At 55.8% G+C, this 19,103-nt stretch carries 22 protein-coding genes; 8 read left to right on the plus strand and 14 right to left on the minus strand.

Annotated features, from left to right (window positions below):
• Positions 1 to 83: 83 nt before the first annotated feature.
• The 5 genes from tusB to fkpA form a co-directional block, all read right to left on the minus strand.
• Positions 84 to 371 (minus strand): sulfurtransferase complex subunit TusB, encoded by a 288-nt coding sequence (gene tusB, locus ELK40_RS20770; protein WP_045909310.1) that lies wholly within the window; start codon positions 369 to 371, stop codon positions 84 to 86.
• Positions 372 to 378: 7 nt separating this feature from the next.
• Positions 379 to 738, minus strand: coding sequence for a sulfurtransferase complex subunit TusC (gene tusC, locus ELK40_RS20775; protein ID WP_111963791.1), 360 nt, complete (start codon positions 736 to 738; stop codon positions 379 to 381).
• Positions 738 to 1,124: a sulfurtransferase complex subunit TusD gene (gene tusD / locus ELK40_RS20780; RefSeq protein WP_111963790.1), complete on the minus strand. Its 387-nt coding sequence runs from the start codon at positions 1,122 to 1,124 to the stop codon at positions 738 to 740. The genes tusC and tusD overlap by 1 nt, the downstream gene beginning before the upstream one ends.
• Entirely contained in the window at positions 1,124 to 1,846 is a 723-nt protein-coding gene (locus ELK40_RS20785) for a transcriptional regulator (protein ID WP_003861697.1), read from the minus strand. The genes tusD and ELK40_RS20785 overlap by 1 nt, the downstream gene beginning before the upstream one ends.
• A gap of 165 nt (positions 1,847 to 2,011) precedes the next feature.
• Positions 2,012 to 2,833, minus strand: coding sequence for an FKBP-type peptidyl-prolyl cis-trans isomerase (gene fkpA / locus ELK40_RS20790; protein WP_111963789.1), 822 nt, complete (start codon positions 2,831 to 2,833; stop codon positions 2,012 to 2,014).
• 238 nt (positions 2,834 to 3,071) lie between these two features.
• On the opposite strand from fkpA, the gene ELK40_RS20795 reads away from it, so the two are divergent.
• Positions 3,072 to 3,290, plus strand: a complete 219-nt coding sequence (locus ELK40_RS20795; RefSeq protein WP_127732846.1) for a protein SlyX — start codon at positions 3,072 to 3,074, stop codon at positions 3,288 to 3,290.
• 51 nt (positions 3,291 to 3,341) lie between these two features.
• Here the strand turns inward: ELK40_RS20795 and slyD are convergent, their stop codons facing one another.
• From slyD to kefG, 4 genes are all read right to left on the minus strand, one after another.
• A complete protein-coding gene (gene slyD, locus ELK40_RS20800) occupies positions 3,342 to 3,932 on the minus strand; it encodes a peptidylprolyl isomerase (protein WP_008503010.1) in 591 nt (196 codons plus the stop codon).
• A gap of 94 nt (positions 3,933 to 4,026) precedes the next feature.
• A complete protein-coding gene (locus ELK40_RS20805) occupies positions 4,027 to 4,227 on the minus strand; it encodes a YheV family putative zinc ribbon protein (protein ID WP_008503011.1) in 201 nt (66 codons plus the stop codon).
• A gap of 13 nt (positions 4,228 to 4,240) precedes the next feature.
• Complete coding sequence (gene kefB / locus ELK40_RS20810; protein WP_127732456.1) at positions 4,241 to 6,046, minus strand: glutathione-regulated potassium-efflux system protein KefB; 1,806 nt, start codon at positions 6,044 to 6,046, stop codon at positions 4,241 to 4,243.
• The gene (gene kefG / locus ELK40_RS20815; protein WP_021242220.1) at positions 6,046 to 6,600 is read right to left on the minus strand and encodes a glutathione-regulated potassium-efflux system ancillary protein KefG; all 555 of its coding nucleotides are present in this window, start codon (positions 6,598 to 6,600) and stop codon (positions 6,046 to 6,048) included. The genes kefB and kefG overlap by 1 nt, the downstream gene beginning before the upstream one ends.
• 135 nt (positions 6,601 to 6,735) lie before the next feature.
• Here kefG and ELK40_RS20820 point away from each other — a divergent pair, with 135 nt between their 5' ends.
• From ELK40_RS20820 to ELK40_RS20835, 4 genes are all read left to right on the plus strand, one after another.
• Positions 6,736 to 8,640, plus strand: a complete 1,905-nt coding sequence (locus ELK40_RS20820; RefSeq protein WP_115876876.1) for an ABC transporter ATP-binding protein — start codon at positions 6,736 to 6,738, stop codon at positions 8,638 to 8,640.
• Between the two features lie 112 nt (positions 8,641 to 8,752).
• On the plus strand, positions 8,753 to 9,775 hold the full coding sequence (locus ELK40_RS20825; protein WP_115876875.1) for a hydrolase: 1,023 nt from the start codon (positions 8,753 to 8,755) through the stop codon (positions 9,773 to 9,775).
• A complete protein-coding gene (locus tag ELK40_RS20830) occupies positions 9,772 to 9,990 on the plus strand; it encodes a YheU family protein (protein WP_008503016.1) in 219 nt (72 codons plus the stop codon). The genes ELK40_RS20825 and ELK40_RS20830 overlap by 4 nt, the downstream gene beginning before the upstream one ends.
• A 30-nt stretch (positions 9,991 to 10,020) precedes the next feature.
• Entirely contained in the window at positions 10,021 to 10,890 is an 870-nt protein-coding gene (locus ELK40_RS20835) for a phosphoribulokinase (RefSeq protein ID WP_008503017.1), read from the plus strand.
• Between the two features lie 87 nt (positions 10,891 to 10,977).
• Here ELK40_RS20835 and ELK40_RS20840 read toward each other — a convergent pair whose 3' ends face one another.
• Complete coding sequence (locus tag ELK40_RS20840; protein ID WP_008503018.1) at positions 10,978 to 11,382, minus strand: OsmC family protein; 405 nt, start codon at positions 11,380 to 11,382, stop codon at positions 10,978 to 10,980.
• Between the two features lie 311 nt (positions 11,383 to 11,693).
• Here ELK40_RS20840 and crp point away from each other — a divergent pair, with 311 nt between their 5' ends.
• Together crp and ELK40_RS20850 are read left to right on the plus strand one after the other, a co-directional pair.
• Positions 11,694 to 12,326, plus strand: a complete 633-nt coding sequence (gene crp, locus ELK40_RS20845; protein ID WP_000242758.1) for a cAMP-activated global transcriptional regulator CRP — start codon at positions 11,694 to 11,696, stop codon at positions 12,324 to 12,326.
• Between the two features lie 57 nt (positions 12,327 to 12,383).
• A complete protein-coding gene (locus tag ELK40_RS20850) occupies positions 12,384 to 14,471 on the plus strand; it encodes a YccS/YhfK family putative transporter (protein ID WP_127732848.1) in 2,088 nt (695 codons plus the stop codon).
• Here the strand turns inward: ELK40_RS20850 and ELK40_RS20855 are convergent.
• From ELK40_RS20855 to ppiA, 4 genes are all read right to left on the minus strand, one after another.
• Positions 14,468 to 15,688, minus strand: a complete 1,221-nt coding sequence (locus ELK40_RS20855; protein ID WP_206529371.1) for an aspartate aminotransferase family protein — start codon at positions 15,686 to 15,688, stop codon at positions 14,468 to 14,470. The genes ELK40_RS20850 and ELK40_RS20855 overlap by 4 nt on opposite strands.
• An 86-nt stretch (positions 15,689 to 15,774) precedes the next feature.
• Complete coding sequence (gene pabA, locus ELK40_RS20860; protein WP_127732460.1) at positions 15,775 to 16,338, minus strand: aminodeoxychorismate synthase component 2; 564 nt, start codon at positions 16,336 to 16,338, stop codon at positions 15,775 to 15,777.
• 30 nt (positions 16,339 to 16,368) lie between these two features.
• The gene (locus ELK40_RS20865; protein ID WP_127732462.1) at positions 16,369 to 16,953 is read right to left on the minus strand and encodes a putative adenosine monophosphate-protein transferase Fic; all 585 of its coding nucleotides are present in this window, start codon (positions 16,951 to 16,953) and stop codon (positions 16,369 to 16,371) included.
• Between the two features lie 106 nt (positions 16,954 to 17,059).
• On the minus strand, positions 17,060 to 17,632 hold the full coding sequence (ppiA, locus tag ELK40_RS20870; protein ID WP_127732464.1) for a peptidylprolyl isomerase A: 573 nt from the start codon (positions 17,630 to 17,632) through the stop codon (positions 17,060 to 17,062).
• Between the two features lie 278 nt (positions 17,633 to 17,910).
• On the opposite strand from ppiA, the gene tsgA reads away from it, so the two are divergent.
• Positions 17,911 to 19,095, plus strand: a complete 1,185-nt coding sequence (gene tsgA / locus ELK40_RS20875) for an MFS transporter TsgA (RefSeq protein ID WP_127732466.1) — start codon at positions 17,911 to 17,913, stop codon at positions 19,093 to 19,095.
• Positions 19,096 to 19,103: the final 8 nt, after the last annotated feature.

Here is a 19,103-nt window from a genome sequence, read left to right on the forward strand (position 1 = left end):
ATAAAACGACCTCATACAATATGAGGACGCGAAATTTTAGGGCTACGTCGAAAAGGTGTCAAGAAATATACAGCGATCTCAAATCACCAGTTCATTTGACTGGCGTGCGTCACAGTAAGATTGACGAAATCAGTATAGCCAACCACGTCAATTTTGGCTGAAATTTGACCAGAAAGACCCCGTGCATCCAGATCGTCCTTCAGCGCAGAGACTGTTATGGGGGCATTCGTGAGAATTTCAACGAAACGACTGCCTTCCAGTGCAGCAAGTACGCCATCCTGAATCAGCAGCAGGTCATCACCGTCGCGCAGCATACTCAGTAACGCGTCGATATCACATTGCCACGGTGAATGGCTCAGAGTATGGAGCATCTTAGCCTCAGAAAGTCAGAACGGTGTCGTAGTGGGAAAGGTGTTCGCGCAATGCAGCAGAAGACAGGACTGTCACATCCAGCACGAAAGGCGTCTTATCATCCAAACCGCGAGCGGCCAGCGAATCGGCGCAGACATAAAGGGTTTCGATGTCGTACAGCGGCAGCACTTTAAAGGTAGCGATGTAATCCCGCGCCAGAATGGCCTGAGGCTGTTGCCCAGCCAGAAGCTGAAACACCCCGTCCCCCAAAAAGAAGACGCCGATATCTTCGGTCAGCGCGGACGTTGCAAGTAACGCATCCAGCCCTTCTCGGCCAGAAGCGCTGCCGTGCGGCGCAGACTTAAAAACAAATGCCACGCGCTTCATCAGAATTGCACCACTCTGTCGCAGGTTAACGCCGCCTGTGCCAGCGCGCCCAGACCACTTAACGAAAAACCGGGCTGCAGGTTAGAACCCGATAAACCAAGACGCGCAGCTTCGGTTGTATCGGTTACGCCGCGGCGCAGTGCCGCCGCCACGCAGATGTGCAGTTCTACGCCCTGCTTTTCGTTTAATGCCTGCCAGCCGCGCACCAGATCGAACTCATCGCTCGCCGGCGACGTAAACTGGTTCGCATTGTACACCCCTTCCCGATAGAAGAAGACGCTCGCCAGCTCATGTCCGGCCGCCAGCAGCGCATGCGCAAACTGCAGCGCGCTGCTGGCCTGCTGAGTCCCGTAGGCCGGTCCTGTCACCATTAACGCAAAACGCATTACTTGTCTTGTCCCAGGAAATCACCGCTTTTGAACTGGCGAATATAGAGGTAGACCGTGTGCTTGGAGATGTTCAGACGATCGGCCACCTGGTTGATGGCGTCTTTAATATCAAAAATCCCTTTCTCATAGAGATTGAGCACGATCTGGCGATTCTTGGCGTTGTTCGAGACGTTGCGATCGGCATTCACTTCTTCAATGGTGAACTCAAGCGTCTGAGTGACGAGATCTTCGACGGAAGAGGCAAAGTTAACAGAAGAGCCAACATCCGGCGTTTCTGGTGGAATAAAGGTGCTCATGATCTGCGAGAAAGGCACATCAAGGTTCATGTTGATGCACAGCAGCCCAATCACACGATGCTCGCGGTTTCGAATCGCGATAGTTTCTGATTTCATCAGCACGCCGCTTTTGGCGCGGGTGAAATAGCATTTGGAGACGCTGCTGTCCGCGCCGGTCATGTCATGCAACATACGCAATGCAAGGTCGGTGATTGGCGAACCAATTTTACGGCCAGTATGCTCACCATTCGCAATGCGGATGGCGGAACACTTCAGATCTTGCAGGGAGTGCAATACGATTTCGCAGTGGGAGCCAATGAGCATCGCTAACCCGTCCACTACCGCTTCATAGGATTTCAGAATATCGAAGTCGGTCTGATCGAAAGGACGTTGATCCAGCAAATCAAGTTCACTGGTTTCGTTGGTTAAAAGCGACCTGGACATGAAAAAAACACTCCTTTTCAGGAGCCTGTCGTTAGGTTTTCAGGGCAGGCTCATTATCTACACGGACAACTAAATTAATACAGCGTGTATAGCGCTTTCCAGTGTTAATTATATCTGCCCCACAATAAAAAAACCGCCGCCTGAAAGGCGGCGGTTTTTATCACATTACTTCTTAGCGTCTGTCGCTGCTTTTTCTTCAGCAGGTGCGTCCGCTTTAGCATCCGCTTTCGGTGCCGGTTTGATGTCCAGCAGCTCTACGTCAAAGACCAGCGTAGAGTTGGCTGGGATTCCCGGAACGCCGGTTTTGCCATAGGCCAGATCCGGTGGGATGACCATCTTGATCTTGCCGCCTTTCTTGATGTTTTTCAGGCCTTCAGTCCAGCCGGGGATCACACCATCCAGACGGAAGGAGAGCGGCTCACCACGGGTGTAAGAGTTATCGAACTCTTTACCGTCGATCAGCGTACCTTTGTAGTTCACAACAACGGTGTCGCTGTCTTTAGGCGCATCGCCGGTGCCTTCTTTCTCAACTTTGTACACCAGGCCAGTAGAAGAGGTTTTCACACCCTTCTCTTTAGCAAAGGTATCGCGGTAGGCTTTGCCTTTCGCTTCGTTGTCTTTCGCGTCCGCGTCCATCTTGGTCTGCGCGGCACCCTTCACACGCGCTTCGAACGCCTGCAGAGTCTGTTCAATTTCCTGGTCAGACAGCTTGCTCTTATCTGCAAATGCGTCCTGAACGCCCGCGATCAGCTGAGCTTTATCCAGTTTGATGCCCAGCTTCTCTTGTTCTTTCAGAGAGTTTTCCATGTAACGACCCAGAGATGCGCCCAGTGCGTAGGCGGATTTCTGGTCGTCATTTTTGAACGCCGCTTTGCTGTCTGCAGTGGCAGCAGGCTTCGCAGCAGTATCAGCAGCGAATGACAGCGGCGCGTTCAGCGCAACAGCCATCGTCGTCGCCAGCAGCGTTACTTTAAACAGTGATTTCATCCATATCTCCAGGGCCTGGGGACTCTCACCCCAGCGTTAAACGTAAATGAGTGACGTACTATAAAACGTTGCGGAAGAAATCTACAGACAGACACTTCCAATTCTCGCCACTTTTCAGACTATTTTTGTTTAAATAAGTTTCCTGCCAAGGGGATGCAGACTGTACTTAAGGATAAACTCAGTTAAACTGCGCCGCCGCAGTGCCATTATGGTGAATCTGAAACAAACGAGGTGAATGATGAAGGATACAACGATAGAAGCGAGAATGGCTGAGCTGGAAAGCCGCCTGGCTTTTCAGGACATCACCATCGAAGAGCTAAACCAGACCGTGACCGCACATGAGCTCGAAATGGCGAAACTGCGGGATCATATGCGCCTGCTGATGGAAAAGCTGAAGGCTACGCAGCCGTCGAACATTGCCTCTCAGTCAGAAGAGACGCCACCTCCTCATTATTGAGGCGTAAAAAAAGCGGGATAATCCCGCTTTTTTATTTTCCGCATGACGGAATTAGTGGCAGCCGCAGCCGCCGTTACCGCAACCACCTTTACCGTGGCCGTGATCATGACCATGGTCGTGGCCGTGACCACCGCAGCAGCCATCGTGGCCGTGATCGTGGTCATGGTCGTGACCGTGCGCACCGTGAACGTGGCCATGAGCCAGCTCTTCTTCGGTCGCTTCGCGGATCGCAACAACTTCGACGTTGAACTTCAGGTTCTGGCCAGCCAGCATGTGGTTACCGTCAACCACGACGTGGTCATCTTCCACTTCGGTGATTTCAACAGGAACTGGACCCTGGTCAGTTTCAGCCAGGAAGCGCATGCCAACCTGCAGTTCGTCAACGCCCATGAACACGTCTTTAGGAACGCGCTGAACCAGGTTGTCGTCATACTGACCGTAAGCGTCGTTCGCGCCTACAGCAACGTCAAATTTGTCGCCAACTTCATGACCTTCCAGCGCGTTTTCCAGGCCGGAAATCAGGGAACCGTGACCATGCAGGTAGTCAAGCGGCGCACTCACCGGAGACTCATCAACCAACACACCGTCTTCTGTACGTACCTGATAGGCCAGGCTGACCACCAGGTCTTTTGCTACTTTCATGATATCTCCTGAGCGTGGGAAAATTACTGGCGCAGATTGTAGCGGAAATCTGCACCTGTGTACCCTTTAGCTTAAAAAAACTCAGGGCATATCGCTAGTCCGGATGAAAAATCCCGATAACTTGCTCTTCTTTGCGAACGTGCTCGCGCGCCTCTTTGTCGGCCTCACGCATCTGGTGACCGCACTTAACACACTCAACAACATCAATATTATTTTCCCGCCACATCGCCAGGGTATCTTGCGCCTGGCAGGTCGGGCATTTTGCACCCGCGATAAAGCGTTTACGTACAGCCATCTTTCGTTACCCTTTATTCAAATTCATCCCAGCCATCGAGCTGGCGTCTTTCCTGCTGCATCTCGCGCTGGAAGATCTCCTCCAGCTCGCGACGCGCTTCCCGCACGCGGGAGATCTGCGCCGTATCGGTATGTACCGGCATCAGCTCGCGCAGCATCCGCATATCCAGCCGGCGGAAGTGCATCTGGGCGCGCTGCGCCTGATGCGGATGCATGCCGAGCGAGATCAACGCCTTGCGCCCCAGCTCCAGCGCACTGGAGAATGTCTCACGGGAGAAGTGTTTCACACCCGCCTGCAATAATTCGTGAGCTTCAACACGTCCCCGCGCACGCGCCAGAATATGCAGATGCGGGAAATGCTGCTGACACAGATCCACCAGCTTCATCGTGTCTTCCGGGTCGTTACAGGTAATCACGATGGACTCTGCCGCTTCTGCCCCCGCCGAGCGCAGCAGCTCGAGCTGGGTGGCATCGCCGTAGTAAACCTTATAGCCATATTTGCGCATCAGGTTGACCGCGCTGATATCACGCTCCAGCACCGTAATGCGCATTTTGTTCGCCATCAGTAAACGCCCGATCACCTGTCCGAAGCGGCCAAAGCCCACCACGATAACCTGAGGCTTATCATCTTCCACCCACGGCGCTTCGTCTTCATCGTCTGACGGGTTCAGGCGGCGCGACAGGAGTTTATCCACCAGCTTCATCAGCAGCGGCGTGGTCATCATTGACAGCGTGACCGTCACCAGCAAAAGCGCCATCTGATCGTCTTTAAACAGCTTCTGGGAGGAGGCGGTAGAGAACAGCACAAATGCAAACTCACCTCCCTGGCTTAACACGCTGGCAAACTGCATGCGTTCCGAACTGCGCAAGCCGTAAATGCGCGCCAAGACGTACAGCACCAGCGTTTTCACCGCCACCAGGATAGCGACGCTCACTATCACCCACAGCAGATGGGTATAGAGCACGCCAAGGTTGAGCGCCATCCCCACCGAAATAAAGAACAGGCCTAACAGCAGCCCTTTGAAGGGATCGATGGCAATTTCCAGCTCGTGCCGATACTCGCTCTCCGCCAGCAGCACCCCGGCGATAAAGGTCCCGAGCGCCATCGACAGTCCCAGCGCGTCCATAAACAATGCCGACCCCAGCACCAGCAGCAGCGTCGCAGCGGTAAATACCTCGCGAACGCCGGACGCGGCAATAAAGCGGAACACCGGACGTAACAGGAAACGTCCGCCAATCAGCATGCCCGCGAAGGCCAGCACCTTCATGGCAATTTTTGCCCAGTCGAAGTGATCGTCCCCGGAGCCCGCCAGCAGCGGCACCAGCGCCAGCGCCGGGATCACCGCTAAATCCTGGAACAGCAGCACCGAAAAACCCAGCTGACCGGCTTCGTTGCGATTCATCCCCTTGTCGCGCATCAGCTGCAGGGCCATCGCCGTTGACGACATCGCAAGGCCTATCCCGCCGATCACCGCCGCCTGCCAGGAGAAATTCGTCAGCATTAAAAGGCCACCCAGTATCGCGGCGCTGAGCACCACCTGCGCGGCACCCACGCCAAAGATGGAGCGTCTGAGCTGCCACAATTTAGAAGGGTTCAGCTCAAGGCCGATGATGAACATCAGGAACACCACGCCCAGTTCGGAGAAATGGAGAATCTCATCTACATCGCTGATGAATCCCAGTCCCCATGGGCCAATCGCGATCCCCGCCAGCAGATACCCCAACACCGCACCGATACCAATACGTGCCGCAAGCGGCACTGCGACGACGGCCGCAAATAAAAAGAGCACCCCGGCGAGAAGCAAATTCGATCCTTCCATTAACGACCTCCTGCCGGAATCGGTGACGCCAGCCATTCACCGTAGGCTCTGGCGTGGCTGGCCAGTTCTTTCGGATCCTGACGACGGGCCCAGTAGACAATAATCGGGCTCATCCAGTGCATACGGCACATGGCCGCCGTCAGCTCAAAAGGCCGCAGAATGTCGCTCATCGGATAACGGTTCAACCCGTCGTGGCGGTAAGCGCTTTCGGGTTCACCGGTCGTAATCACGCTACGCCAGTACTTTCCCGCCAGCTGGTTGCCCCCCACCCCGCTGGAGAAGCCCCGGCTCAGCACGCGGTCCAGCCACTCTTTGAGCAGCGCCGGACAGCTGTAGGTATAAAGCGGATGCTGGAACACAATCACGTCATGCTGACGCAGCAGTTCCTGCTCGTAAGGGATATCAATAAAGAAATCAGGATAGTGCGCGTAGAGATCGTGCACCGTCACGTTACTGAGCTGTGTGGCCGGCTTAAGCAGCACCCGGTTTGCCACCGAGTCCTGAGATTCCGGATGGGCATACAGCAGCAGCACTTTTGCTGTCTGAGACATCATTCCCCTCCCGGTCTTGTTTCTGTTTTTGTGTATCGTTGTTGTTTTGGGCTACCATGGCGGCCCGGTGCGGAAAATGGCCCACACCTTACATTATCATAATGACAAATTAACATAGTCGGAACATACGGCGCTTCTATGATTGTTTTCTCCTCGTTACAAATTCGTCGCGGCGTGCGCGTCCTGCTGGATAACGCCACTGCTACCATCAACCCAGGCCAAAAAGTGGGTCTGGTCGGCAAAAACGGCTGTGGTAAATCCACCCTGCTGGCGCTGCTGAAAAACGAGATTAGCGCGGATGGCGGTAACTTTACCTTCCCGGGAAACTGGCAGCTCGCCTGGGTAAACCAGGAGACCCCGGCGCTGAGCGAACCGGCACTCGACTATGTTATCGACGGTGACCGTGAGTACCGTAAGCTCGAGGCGGAACTTAACGCCGCTAACGAGCGCAACGACGGCCACGCCATTGCCACGGTTCACGGTAAGCTGGACGCCATTGACGCGTGGACCATTCGCTCCCGCGCCTCCAGCCTGCTGCACGGCCTGGGCTTCAGCAACGAACAGCTCGAACGCCCGGTCAGCGACTTCTCCGGCGGCTGGCGTATGCGCCTCAACCTGGCGCAGGCGCTGATCTGCCGCTCTGACCTGCTGCTGCTTGATGAACCGACTAACCACCTCGATCTCGATGCGGTTATTTGGCTGGAGAAGTGGCTCAAGAGCTATCAGGGCACTCTGATTCTGATCTCCCACGACCGAGACTTCCTCGACCCGGTGGTGGATAAAATCATTCATATCGAACAGCAAACGATGTTCGAGTACACCGGCAACTACAGCTCCTTCGAGCGCCAGCGCGCGACGCGCCTTGCCCAGCAGCAGTCCATGTACGAAAGCCAGCAGCAGCGCGTGGCGCACCTGCAGAGCTTCGTGGATCGCTTTAAGGCCAAAGCCTCAAAAGCGAAGCAGGCCCAGAGCCGCATCAAGATGCTGGAACGCATGGAGATGATCGCCCCGGCGCACGTCGACAACCCGTTCCATTTCAGCTTCCGCGCCCCGGAAAGCCTGCCGAACCCGCTGCTGAAGATGGAAAAAGTCAGCGCGGGCTATGCCGACCGCATTATTCTCGACTCCATCAAGCTCAACCTGGTGCCGGGTTCGCGCATTGGCCTGCTGGGGCGTAACGGCGCCGGTAAATCGACGCTGATCAAGCTGCTGGCGGGCGAGCTTAGCCCGGTCAGCGGTGAAATCGGCCTGGCGAAGGGCATCAAGCTTGGCTACTTCGCCCAGCATCAGCTGGAATTTTTACGCGCGGATGAATCCCCGATTCAGCACCTCGCGCGTCTGGCGCCGCAGGAGATGGAGCAGAAGCTGCGCGACTACCTCGGCGGCTTCGGCTTCCAGGGCGATAAGGTCACTGAAAACACCGAGCGCTTCTCCGGGGGCGAAAAAGCCCGTCTGGTGCTGGCGCTGATCGTCTGGCAGCGTCCGAACCTGCTGCTGCTCGATGAACCGACCAACCACCTGGATCTCGATATGCGTCAGGCGCTGACCGAAGCGTTGATTGAGTTCGAAGGCGCACTGGTTGTGGTTTCGCACGACCGTCACCTGATCCGCTCCACCACGGACGATCTCTACTTAGTGCACGATGGCAAAGTCGAACCGTTCGACGGCGATCTGGAAGACTACCAGCAGTGGCTGACGGACGTGCAGAAGCAGGAGAACCAGCCGGAGGAGTCGGCGAAAGACAACGCCAACAGCGCGCAGGCACGTAAAGACCAGAAACGCCGTGAAGCGGAGCTGCGCACCCAGACGCAGCCGCTGCGTAAAGAGATTGCCCGTCTCGAAAAAGAGATGGAAAAGCTCAACGCCACGCTTGCTACCGTTGAAGAGAAGCTCGGCGACAGCGGCCTGTATGACCAGAGCCGTAAAGCTGAACTGACGGACTGCCTGCAAACCCAGGCGAAGACCAAATCCAGCCTTGAAGAGTGCGAGATGGCGTGGCTCGACGCGCAGGAACAGCTGGAAGCGATGCTGCAGGCTGACTGACCTGTTTACCCCGTTTTAAGAACAGAATCCGTACCGGGTTCGGAAATCCAGCTTAAACGGGGTACAATTCGGAAAGTATCGTAAATTTCCGACAAGAATCAGCATCGCGCTTATGACCCAAATCATCCCATCAGACTTCGACATTGCGGTCGAAGACAGCACTGAGTTCGTGCCTATGCGCGGCGTGGCCAATCCCCATTTGCAGACCATGCTGCCGCGACTGATCCGCCGCAAGGTTCAGTTCACCCCGCACTGGCAACGGCTTGACCTGCCAGACGGTGATTTTCTGGATCTCGCCTGGAGCGAAGCGCCGGAACAGGCTCGCCATAAGCCGCGTCTGGTGGTCTTTCACGGCCTGGAAGGCAGCCTGCACAGCCCGTATGCCCATGGGCTAATTGAGGCGGCAAAGGCGCGCGGCTGGCTCGGCGTGGTGATGCATTTTCGCGGCTGTAGCGGCGAACCGAATCGTCAGAAACGCATTTATCACTCGGGTGAAACAGAAGACGGGACGTGGTTTTTACACTGGCTGCGGGAAAATTATGGCACCGTGCCAACGGCCGCCGTGGGCTACTCGCTGGGCGGCAATATGCTGGCCTGCTTGCTGGCCAAAGAGGGCGAAAGCGTGCCGCTGGAGGCCGCCGTCATTGTCTCCGCGCCGTTTATGCTCGAGCAGTGCAGCTACCATATGGATAAAGGCTTCTCCCGCGTCTACCAGCGCTACCTGCTCAACCTCCTGAAGGCCAATGCGGCACGTAAACTGAAGGCCTACCCGGATACCCTGCCGGTCAGCCTGCGCCAGCTGAAAAAGGTACGCCGTATTCGCGAGTTCGACGACCTGATCACCGCGAAAATTCACGGCTTCGCCGATGCGATTGACTATTATCGTCAGTGCAGCGCCATGCCGCTGCTCAGCAAGATCACGCAGCCAACGCTGATTATTCATGCCAAAGATGACCCGTTTATGGATCATCACTCGATCCCCGCGCAGGAATTCCTGCCCGACAACGTTCACTATCAGTTGACCGAGCACGGCGGCCACGTCGGGTTTATCGGCGGCACGCTGCGCCGCCCGAAAATGTGGCTTGAGGCGCGTATTCCTGACTGGCTAACCCCTTATCTGGACGGTGCAAAATGATTATTCCCTGGCAGGATCTGGCTCCCGAAACGCTCGATAATCTGATTGAAAGCTTTGTATTACGCGAAGGCACCGATTATGGTGAACAGGAACGCTCGCTTGAGCAAAAGGTCAACGATGTAAAGCGCCAGCTGAAAAGCGGCGACGTGGTGCTGGTGTGGTCAGAACTGCATGAGACGGTCAATATCATGCCCCGCAACGCGTTTCACGGCTGATCTTCCACCCTTTTCAGTCAGGGAGTTGCTATGTCTGCCAGACATCCGGTTATAGCCGTTACGGGGTCGAGTGGTGCGGGAACCACCACCACCAGCCTCGCATTTCGCAAGATTTTCGCCCAGCTAAATCTCCGTGCGGCGGAGGTCGAGGGCGACAGCTTTCACCGCTACACGCGTCCGGAGATGGACATGGCCATCCGTAAGGCGCGCGATCTGGGTAAACACATTAGCTACTTCGGCCCGGAGGCTAACGACTTCGGCCTGCTGGAACAAACCTTTATCGAGTATGGTCAGAGCGGCAAAGGGCAGTCCCGCAAGTATCTGCATACCTATGATGAAGCCGTTCCCTGGAATCAGGTGCCGGGAACTTTTACCCCATGGCAACCGCTGCCGGAACCCACTGACGTCCTGTTTTACGAAGGATTGCACGGCGGCGTGGTCACCCCGCAACACGACGTAGCGCGCCACGTGGACCTGCTGGTCGGTGTGGTCCCTATCGTTAACCTGGAATGGATCCAGAAGCTGACGCGCGACATGAGCGAACGTGGCCATTCGCGAGAGGCGGTAATGGACTCGGTGGTACGCTCCATGGAAGATTACATCAACTTCCTGACGCCGCAGTTTTCCCGCACCCATATCAACTTCCAGCGCGTGCCGACGGTGGACACCTCCAACCCGTTCGCGGCCAAAAGTATCCCATCCCTGGATGAGAGCTTTGTGGTAATCCATTTCCGCAATCTCGAAGGCATTGATTACCCCTGGCTACTGGCCATGCTGCAGGGCTCGTTTATTTCGCACATGAATACATTGGTCGTGCCGGGCGGAAAAATGGGGCTGGCGATGGAGCTCATCATGACGCCGCTGGTGGAGCGACTGATGGAAGGGAAGCAGATTGCGTGACGTCTGTTGCCGGATGGCGCTTCGCTTATCCGGCCTACGTTCGTGCAGTTGTAGGCCCGGTAAGCACAGCGCCACCGGGCTTTGTTTTTAAGCCTCGATCACTTCATACGAATGCGTGATTTTTACCGCTTTCTCCAGCATTAACGCTACAGAGCAGTACTTCTCCGCAGACAGGTCCACCGCACGCGAGACCGCCGCGTCTTTCAGTTCTTTACCCGTGACCACAAAGTGCAGGTTAATATGGGTGAACAGACGTGGCGCCTCTTCACGACGTTCTGAGGTGAGTTTAACCTCACAATCCGTCACGTCATGACGACCTTTTTGCAGAATCGACACCACGTCAATGGCGCTGCATCCGCCTGCCGCCATCAGCACCATTTCCATTGGGCTTGGCGCTTTATCGCCTGAGTTACCGTCCATTAAAATCTGGTGCCCTGACGCGGACTCGCCCAGGAACGTTAAACCTTCAACCCATTTCACGCGCGCTTGCATATTCTTAAACTCCAACGTTGCATTTTTGGTGACAGATTACGCGTGCGTTACATTTCTCGCAATGGAAGGCGACCTGCATCATGCTGAAGCGAGACACCAGGAGACACGCGGCGAAAGCTATGCTAAAACACTCTGGATGCTACAGTAATACATTGACGTTACACATGTATGCAGAGGACATCAAACTTTACTGGCTGCGAAACGTTATGGTAGCCGACTTCCCAGGGTATGGGTAAGAATTCGATTGCAACCCCAGAGTCCGGATGCATCTGATGACTCTGGTGACAGCTTATAACAGAGGATAACAGCGCATGGTGCTTGGCAAACCGCAAACAGACCCGACTCTCGAATGGTTCTTGTCTCATTGCCACATTCATAAGTACCCATCAAAGAGCACGCTGATTCACCAGGGTGAAAAAGCGGAAACGTTGTATTACATCGTTAAAGGCTCGGTGGCAGTGCTGATCAAAGATGAAGAAGGGAAAGAGATGATCCTTTCTTATCTGAACCAGGGCGATTTCATCGGTGAACTGGGCCTGTTTGAAGAGGGCCAGGAACGTAGCGCCTGGGTTCGTGCAAAGACAGCATGTGAAGTGGCTGAAATTTCTTACAAGAAGTTCCGTCAGCTGATTCAGGTTAACCCTGACATCCTGATGCGTCTTTCTTCCCAGATGGCACGCCGTCTGCAGGTCACCTCAGAGAAAGTGGGTAACCTCGCCTTCCTGGACGTTACCGGCCGTATCGCGCAAACCCTGCTGAACCTGGCGAAACAGCCAGACGCCATGACCCACCCGGACGGCATGCAAATTAAAATTACCCGTCAGGAAATTGGTCAGATCGTCGGTTGCTCCCGTGAAACAGTAGGCCGTATCCTGAAAATGCTGGAAGATCAAAACCTGATCTCCGCCCACGGTAAAACCATCGTGGTCTACGGAACGCGTTAATTCCGCTTAAACGGCGTGCCATCGCAAGGTGTCACGCCGTTTTTGTCTCTACTCCCCATGTGGCGCAGGCTGATCTATCACCCGGAAGTTAACTACGCACTGCGACAAACGCTGGTGTTGTGTCTTCCTGTGGCCATAGGTCTGATCCTCGGACATCTTCAGCAGGGCCTGCTGTTTTCCCTCGTGCCCGCCTGCTGCAACATCGCCGGTCTGGACACGCCGCATAAGCGCTTTTTCAAACGCCTGATCGTTGGCGGCTGCCTGTTTGCCGGCTGTAGCCTCGCCGTACAGCTGTTACTGGCTCGTGATATCCCGCTGCCGCTGATCCTGACCGTGCTGGCGATGACGCTCGGCGTCACCGCCGAAATCAGCTCGCTGCACGCCCGCCTGCTTCCCGCCTCGCTGATTGCGGCCATCTTCACGCTGAGCCTCGCCGGGAATATGCCGGTGTGGGAGCCGCTGCTGATCTACGCCCTGGGGACACTGTGGTACGGGCTGTTTAACTGGTTTTGGTTCTGGCTGTGGCGGGAACAGCCGCTGCGCGAATCCCTGAGCCTGCTCTATGTGCAGCTTGCGGATTACTGCGAGGCCAAATACACCCTGCTCACCCAGCATACCGATCCGGAAAAATCCTTACCGCCGCTGCTGACGCGCCAGCAGAAGGTGGTGGATCTGATAAGCCAGTGCTATCAGCAGCTGCATATGCTCGCCGCCAACAAGAACCACGAGTACAAGCGCCTGCTGCGCACCTTCCAGGTCGGGCTGGATCTACAGGAACATATCTCCGTGAGCCTGCACCACCCGCAGGAGGTACAAAAGCTGGTCGAGCGCAGCCACGCCGAAGCGGTGATCCGCTGGAACGCGCAGACCGTCTCCGCACGCCTGCGGGTGCTGGCCGATGATATTCTCTACCACCGCTACCCGACGCGCTTTAACATGGATAAACAGCTCGGCGCGCTGGAGAAAATCGCCCGCCAGCATCCGGATAACCCGGTCGGACAGTTTGCCGCCTGGCACTTCAGCCGCATCGCCCGGGTGTTACGCACCCAGCGTCCGCTTTATCCACGAGACCTGATGGCGGATAAGCAAAAACGGCTGCCGTTATTGCCCGCGCTCAAAAGCTATCTTTCTTTTAAATCGTCCGCCCTGCGCAACGCCGCAAGGATTAGCGTGATGCTCAGTACCGCCAGCCTGATGGGCATGGCGCTGCATCTGCCGAAGCCCTACTGGATCTTAATGACCGTGCTGTTTGTCACCCAGAACGGCTACGGTGCCACGCGGGTGCGTATTCTGCACCGGGCGGGCGGAACGATGGCCGGGCTGATCATTGCGGGAGTAACGCTGCACTTCCACGTGCCGGAAGGCTATACCCTTGCAGGGATGCTGGCGATCACGCTGGTGAGCTATCTGATTATCCGCAAAAACTACGGCTGGGCGATGGTGGGCTTTACGGTGACGGCGGTATATACCCTGCAGCTGCTTACGCTCAATGGCGAACAGTTTATTGTCGCCAGGTTGATTGATACTCTGATCGGCTGCCTGATTGCCTTTGGCGGCATGGTCTGGCTCTGGCCGCAATGGCAGAGCGGGCTGCTGAGACAGAACGCCCACGACGCGCTGGAGGCCGACCAGCAGGCCATTCGCCTGATCCTGAGCGACGACCCGCAGCCGTCCCCGCTGGCCTATCAGCGCATGAAGGTCAACCAGGCGCACAACGCCCTGTTCAACTCGCTCAACCAGGCGATGCAGGAGCCGGGCTTTAACTCGCACTATCTGGCCGATATGAAGCTCTGGGTGACGCACAGCCAGTTTATCGTCGAGCACATTAACGCCATGACCACGCTGGCGCGCGAGCACACGATGCTGACGCCGGATCTGGCGCAGCGCTATCTGCAGTCATGTGAAATTGCGTTGCAGAGGTGTCAGCAGCGTCTGGAGTATGACGCGCCGGGCGAGTCGGGAGACTCAAACATTCTGGAAGCGCCGGAAACGTTGACCCACGGGCCAATGAGCACCCTGGAGCAGCACTTGCAGCGCGTTCTGGGGCATCTGAACACCATGCACACCATTTCGTCGGTGGCATGGCGTCAGCGTCCGCATCACGGCATTTGGTTAACGCGCCGGTTGAAACGAACCGAATATTAGCCTTTAACGATCTTCGCAACCGCCGCGGCAAAGCGGGTCAACCCGTCTTCAATGTCTTTGTCTTCCACCACCAGCGACGGCGCAAAGCGCATGACGTCCGGTCCGGCGTTGAGCACCATCACCCCTTCGCGAGCGGCGGCGTGCAGGAAGTCGCGAGCGCGGCCCTTGTACTGCGGCTTAAGCTCGGCGCCAATCAGCAGCCCCATCCCGCGGATCTCGCTGAACACGTCGTACTGATCATCAATCTTTTTCAGGTGTTTCACAAACAGCTCGCGCTTCGCGCTAACGCCGTTCAACACCTCTGGCGTGTTGATGATGTCGAATGCGGCACCCGCCACGGCGCTCGCCAGCGGGTTACCGCCGTAGGTGGAGCCGTGAGAACCGACGTGGAACGCAGAGGCGATCTCCTGTGTCGTCAGTACCGCACTCACCGGGAAACCACCGCCAAGCGCTTTGGCGCTGGTCAGAATATCCGGCGTCACGCCGTAGTGCATATAAGCGAACAGATCGCCGGTACGCCCCATCCCGCACTGCACTTCATCAAAGACCAGCAGCGCCTGATGCTCGTCGCACAGCGCGCGCAGCCCTTTCAGGAATTCCGGGGTTGCTGCGGTCACACCGCCTTCACCCTGGATCGGTTCGACAACAACTGCGCAGGTGTGGTCGTCCATTACCGCTTTCACCGCGTGCAGATCGTTAAACGGCACGTGGACGATATCGGCCGGTTTTGGGCCAAACCCGTCGGAATACTTCGGCTGCCCGCCAACGGAGACGGTAAAGAAGGAGCGTCCGTGGAAGGCGTTGTGGAAGGCGATGATTTTGGTTTTGTACGGGCTGTGGCGCGTTGTCGCGTAGTAGCGCGCCAGCTTAAAGGCAGTTTCGTTGGCTTCAGTGCCGGAGTTCATAAACAGCACGCGTTCCGCGAAGGTAGCATCAATAATCTTGCGGCCCAGGCGCAGCGCCGGTTCGTTGGTGAACACGTTGCTGGTGTGCCACAGGGTTTCGCCCTGGGTTTTCAGCGCCTTCACCAGCGCGGGATGGCAATGACCCAGCGCCGTGACCGCAATACCACCCGCGAAATCCACATACTCTTTACCCTGCTGATCCCAGACGCGGCTGCCTTTTCCCTTCACCGGGATAAATTCAGCCGGTGCATAAATCGGCAGGATCACTTCATCAAATGTCGCGCGGGTAATTGCTGGTTGTTCAGTTGCCATGTCATGACCATCCATTTTATGTCACAGTGAATGTGAAAATATAATCACAAAATATGCATAAAAAATCACAGCAAGGCAACAGATTTTCAGCGATTGAGGAAATTTGCCAGCAGCGCGTGCCCCTGCTCGCTGAGGATACTTTCCGGGTGGAACTGCACGCCTTCGAGATCCCATTCGCGGTGGCGAATCCCCATGATCTCCTGCGTATCGCTCCGGGCGGTCACCTCAAAACAGTCGGGCAGCGTCGACGGGTCAATGACCAGGGAATGGTAGCGCGTCACGATTAAAGGATTATTGAGCCCCGTGAACACCCCGGTGCCGGCGTGGGTGACCGGAGAGGTTTTACCGTGCATCACTTTCGCGGCGCGCACGATGGTGGCACCAAACGCCTGGGCAATTGCCTGATGGCCCAGGCAGACGCCCAGGATTGGCAGCTTGCCGGCATAGTGCTGGATAACCTCCAGCGAAATACCCGATTCCGACGGGGTGCAGGGGCCGGGTGAAATCACTATTTTCTGCGGTGCCAGCGTCTCGATATCGGCGAGAGCGATCTCGTCGTTACGGCGGACAACCACCTCTGCACCCAGTTCACAAAAATACTGGTAAAGGTTCCAGGTGAAGGAATCGTAGTTATCAATCAGCAGAATCATGGCGGCTCCCGAAAAAAATGCCGCCCTATTCTACTCAGATTCCCGCGCTTCGCTCACTACTTTGACAAAGATAGCGTTTAACGCGGTTAAATCTCCCGTTGCGCCACTTCGGTTAGCCGCAACCCACTGCTCGGGGTCGATATCACGCCAGTCCAGCGAGTAGCCCGCGTGGAGCGCCAGCTGCTCGAAGAAAACGCGTTGGGCAATGCCGTTGCCGCCCATAAACGGATGCAGCATGTTGATTTCGCAGTAGTAGTGGCTAACTCTGTCAACAAACGCCGCTTTCTCAAGACCCACAAGATATTTTTCGCTTTCCAGCGCCGCCATCAGCTCGTTCCCCATCTTTTCGATGTACTCAAAATGGCAGAAGGGAATGTCACCTTTAAAAATATCCTCGGTACGGAGCTCACCTGCCCGCTTCATCTCACTGCGGTACAAATGACGATGAATAAGGCACAGATGGGGTAGCCCGGGCGCGGAAGGCCCAAGCTCCAGCGTCTCAATATGGGGTTCTGAGGGACCATTACCTTTTTCAAGGAGACAACTGGCCTGTAAATTGACGTTACGCTGCTGTTCCCAGAGACGGGATTTTTGCTTGTCGGTGAGTTTTTTCACTTAACGCCTCCCTGAATAGTCCGTTTGCCACAAGTATAAGCAGCAAAACGCGCTTTCGCAGGGAGGGCTACATAACGCGGGCCGGAGAAGCCCGCGCTCAGAAGAGTTACGGCAGAACTTTGGCGGAGAGGATAACCACTGGTTTTGACGGGACATTCTGATACGGACCGACGTCGTGAGTAGGCACCTGAGAAATCTTGTCAGCCACGTCCATCCCTTTCACGATTTTACCAAAGACCGCATAGCCAAAGTCGCGCTGACCGTGGTCGAGGAAGGCGTTATCCGCTACGTTGAGGAAGAACTGGCTGGTCGCGCTATCTTTGTCCGCGGTACGCGCCATTGAGATGGTACCGCGTTTGTTCAGCAGGCCGTTGTCCGCTTCGTTTTTAATAGCCGGGTTTGGCTGTTTCTGCTGCATTTGTTCGTTGAAACCGCCACCCTGAATCATGAAGCCTGGGATTACGCGGTGGAAAGTGGTGTTGTTATAGAAACCGCTGTTCACATAGTCGAGGAAGTTTTTCACGGAAACAGGGGCTTTCTGGCTATTCAGTTCCAGCTCAATATTCCCGGCGGAGGTGGTCAGCAGAACGTGAGGGTCCCCTTTTGCTGCCAGCGCAGCAGGGGAAACGGCAGAAAGAGCAAACACAGCTGCGACAGCCGCCAGTGTTGATTTGAGCATGAGAATTCCTTAACAAAGCGCAGTATAAAAAGCGAATGGCTTGATTCTAAAGAGCAGTATGAACGGAGACCAGCCTTTTACCTAATTTTACGAAGTTGAAACAATTATTACTACGCAAACGATTGGTTACGCCATCAATTAATGTGATTTAGATCACACTAAAACCTGCAATGACACATTCATTGCCCTTAAAAGATAGGAATAGATCACTTTAACGACTAAAATCTGCCCGCTCTCAGCGCCCCCTGGGCGCTTTTCTTTTTCTGAACAGGCCAGACATGACTAACAGCAATCGCATCAAGCTCACATGGATCAGCTTCTTCTCCTACGCCCTGACCGGCGCGTTGGTGATCGTCACCGGGATGGTGATGGGGAATATCGCAGACTACTTCCAGCTGCCCGTTTCCAGCATGAGTAACACCTTCACCTTCCTCAACGCGGGGATCCTGATCTCTATCTTCCTGAATGCCTGGCTGATGGAAATCGTGCCGCTGAAAACCCAGCTTCGCTTCGGCTTTGTACTGATGGTCGCCGCCGTGGCGGGTCTGATGCTGAGCCACAGCATCGCCCTGTTCTCCGCCGCCATGTTCGTGCTCGGTCTGGTCAGCGGGATCACCATGTCGATCGGTACGTTCCTGATTACCCATATGTATGAAGGCCGCCAGCGCGGCGCGCGTCTGCTGTTTACCGACTCCTTCTTCAGCATGGCCGGGATGATTTTCCCAATGGTCGCGGCCGTTCTGCTGGCCCGCAGCATTGAGTGGTACTGGGTCTATGCCTGCATTGGTCTGGTCTACGTGGCGATCTTTATTCTGACCTTCGGCTGCGAGTTCCCGGTGCTGGGCAAAAAAGCGCAAACCACTGCAGAACCCGTCGCTAAAGAGAAATGGGGTATCGGGGTGCTGTTCCTCTCCATCGCCGCCCTGTGCTACATCCTGGGCCAGCTGGGCTTTATCTCCTGGGTACCGGAATACGGCAAAGGTCTGGGCATGAGCCTGAACGATGCGGGTAAACTGGTGAGCGATTTCTGGATGTCTTACATGTTCGGCATGTGGGCGTTTAGCTTCATCCTGCGCTTCTTCGACCTGCAGCGCATTCTGACCGTGCTGGCGGGCCTGGCGACCGTGCTGATGTATCTGTTCATCAACGGCTCCCCGGAACATATGCCGTGGTTCATTCTGACCCTGGGCTTCTTCTCCAGCGCCATTTATACCTCGATCATTACCCTGGGCTCCCTGCAGACCAAAGTGGCCTCGCCGAAGCTGGTTAACTTCGTTCTGACCTGCGGCACCATCGGCACCATGCTGACCTTCGTGGTGACGGGTCCGATCGTTGCCCACAGCGGCCCGCTGGCCGCGCTGCACACCGCGAACGGTCTGTACGCCGTGGTGTTCATCATGTGCTTCGTTCTGGGCTTCGTGACCCGCCACCGCCAGCACAACGCGGTAGCGGCATCGCACTAAACCCTGCG

Source organism: Enterobacter sp. N18-03635 (genome assembly GCF_004006055.1).
Classification (GTDB): Bacteria; Pseudomonadota; Gammaproteobacteria; order Enterobacterales; family Enterobacteriaceae; genus Enterobacter; species Enterobacter vonholyi.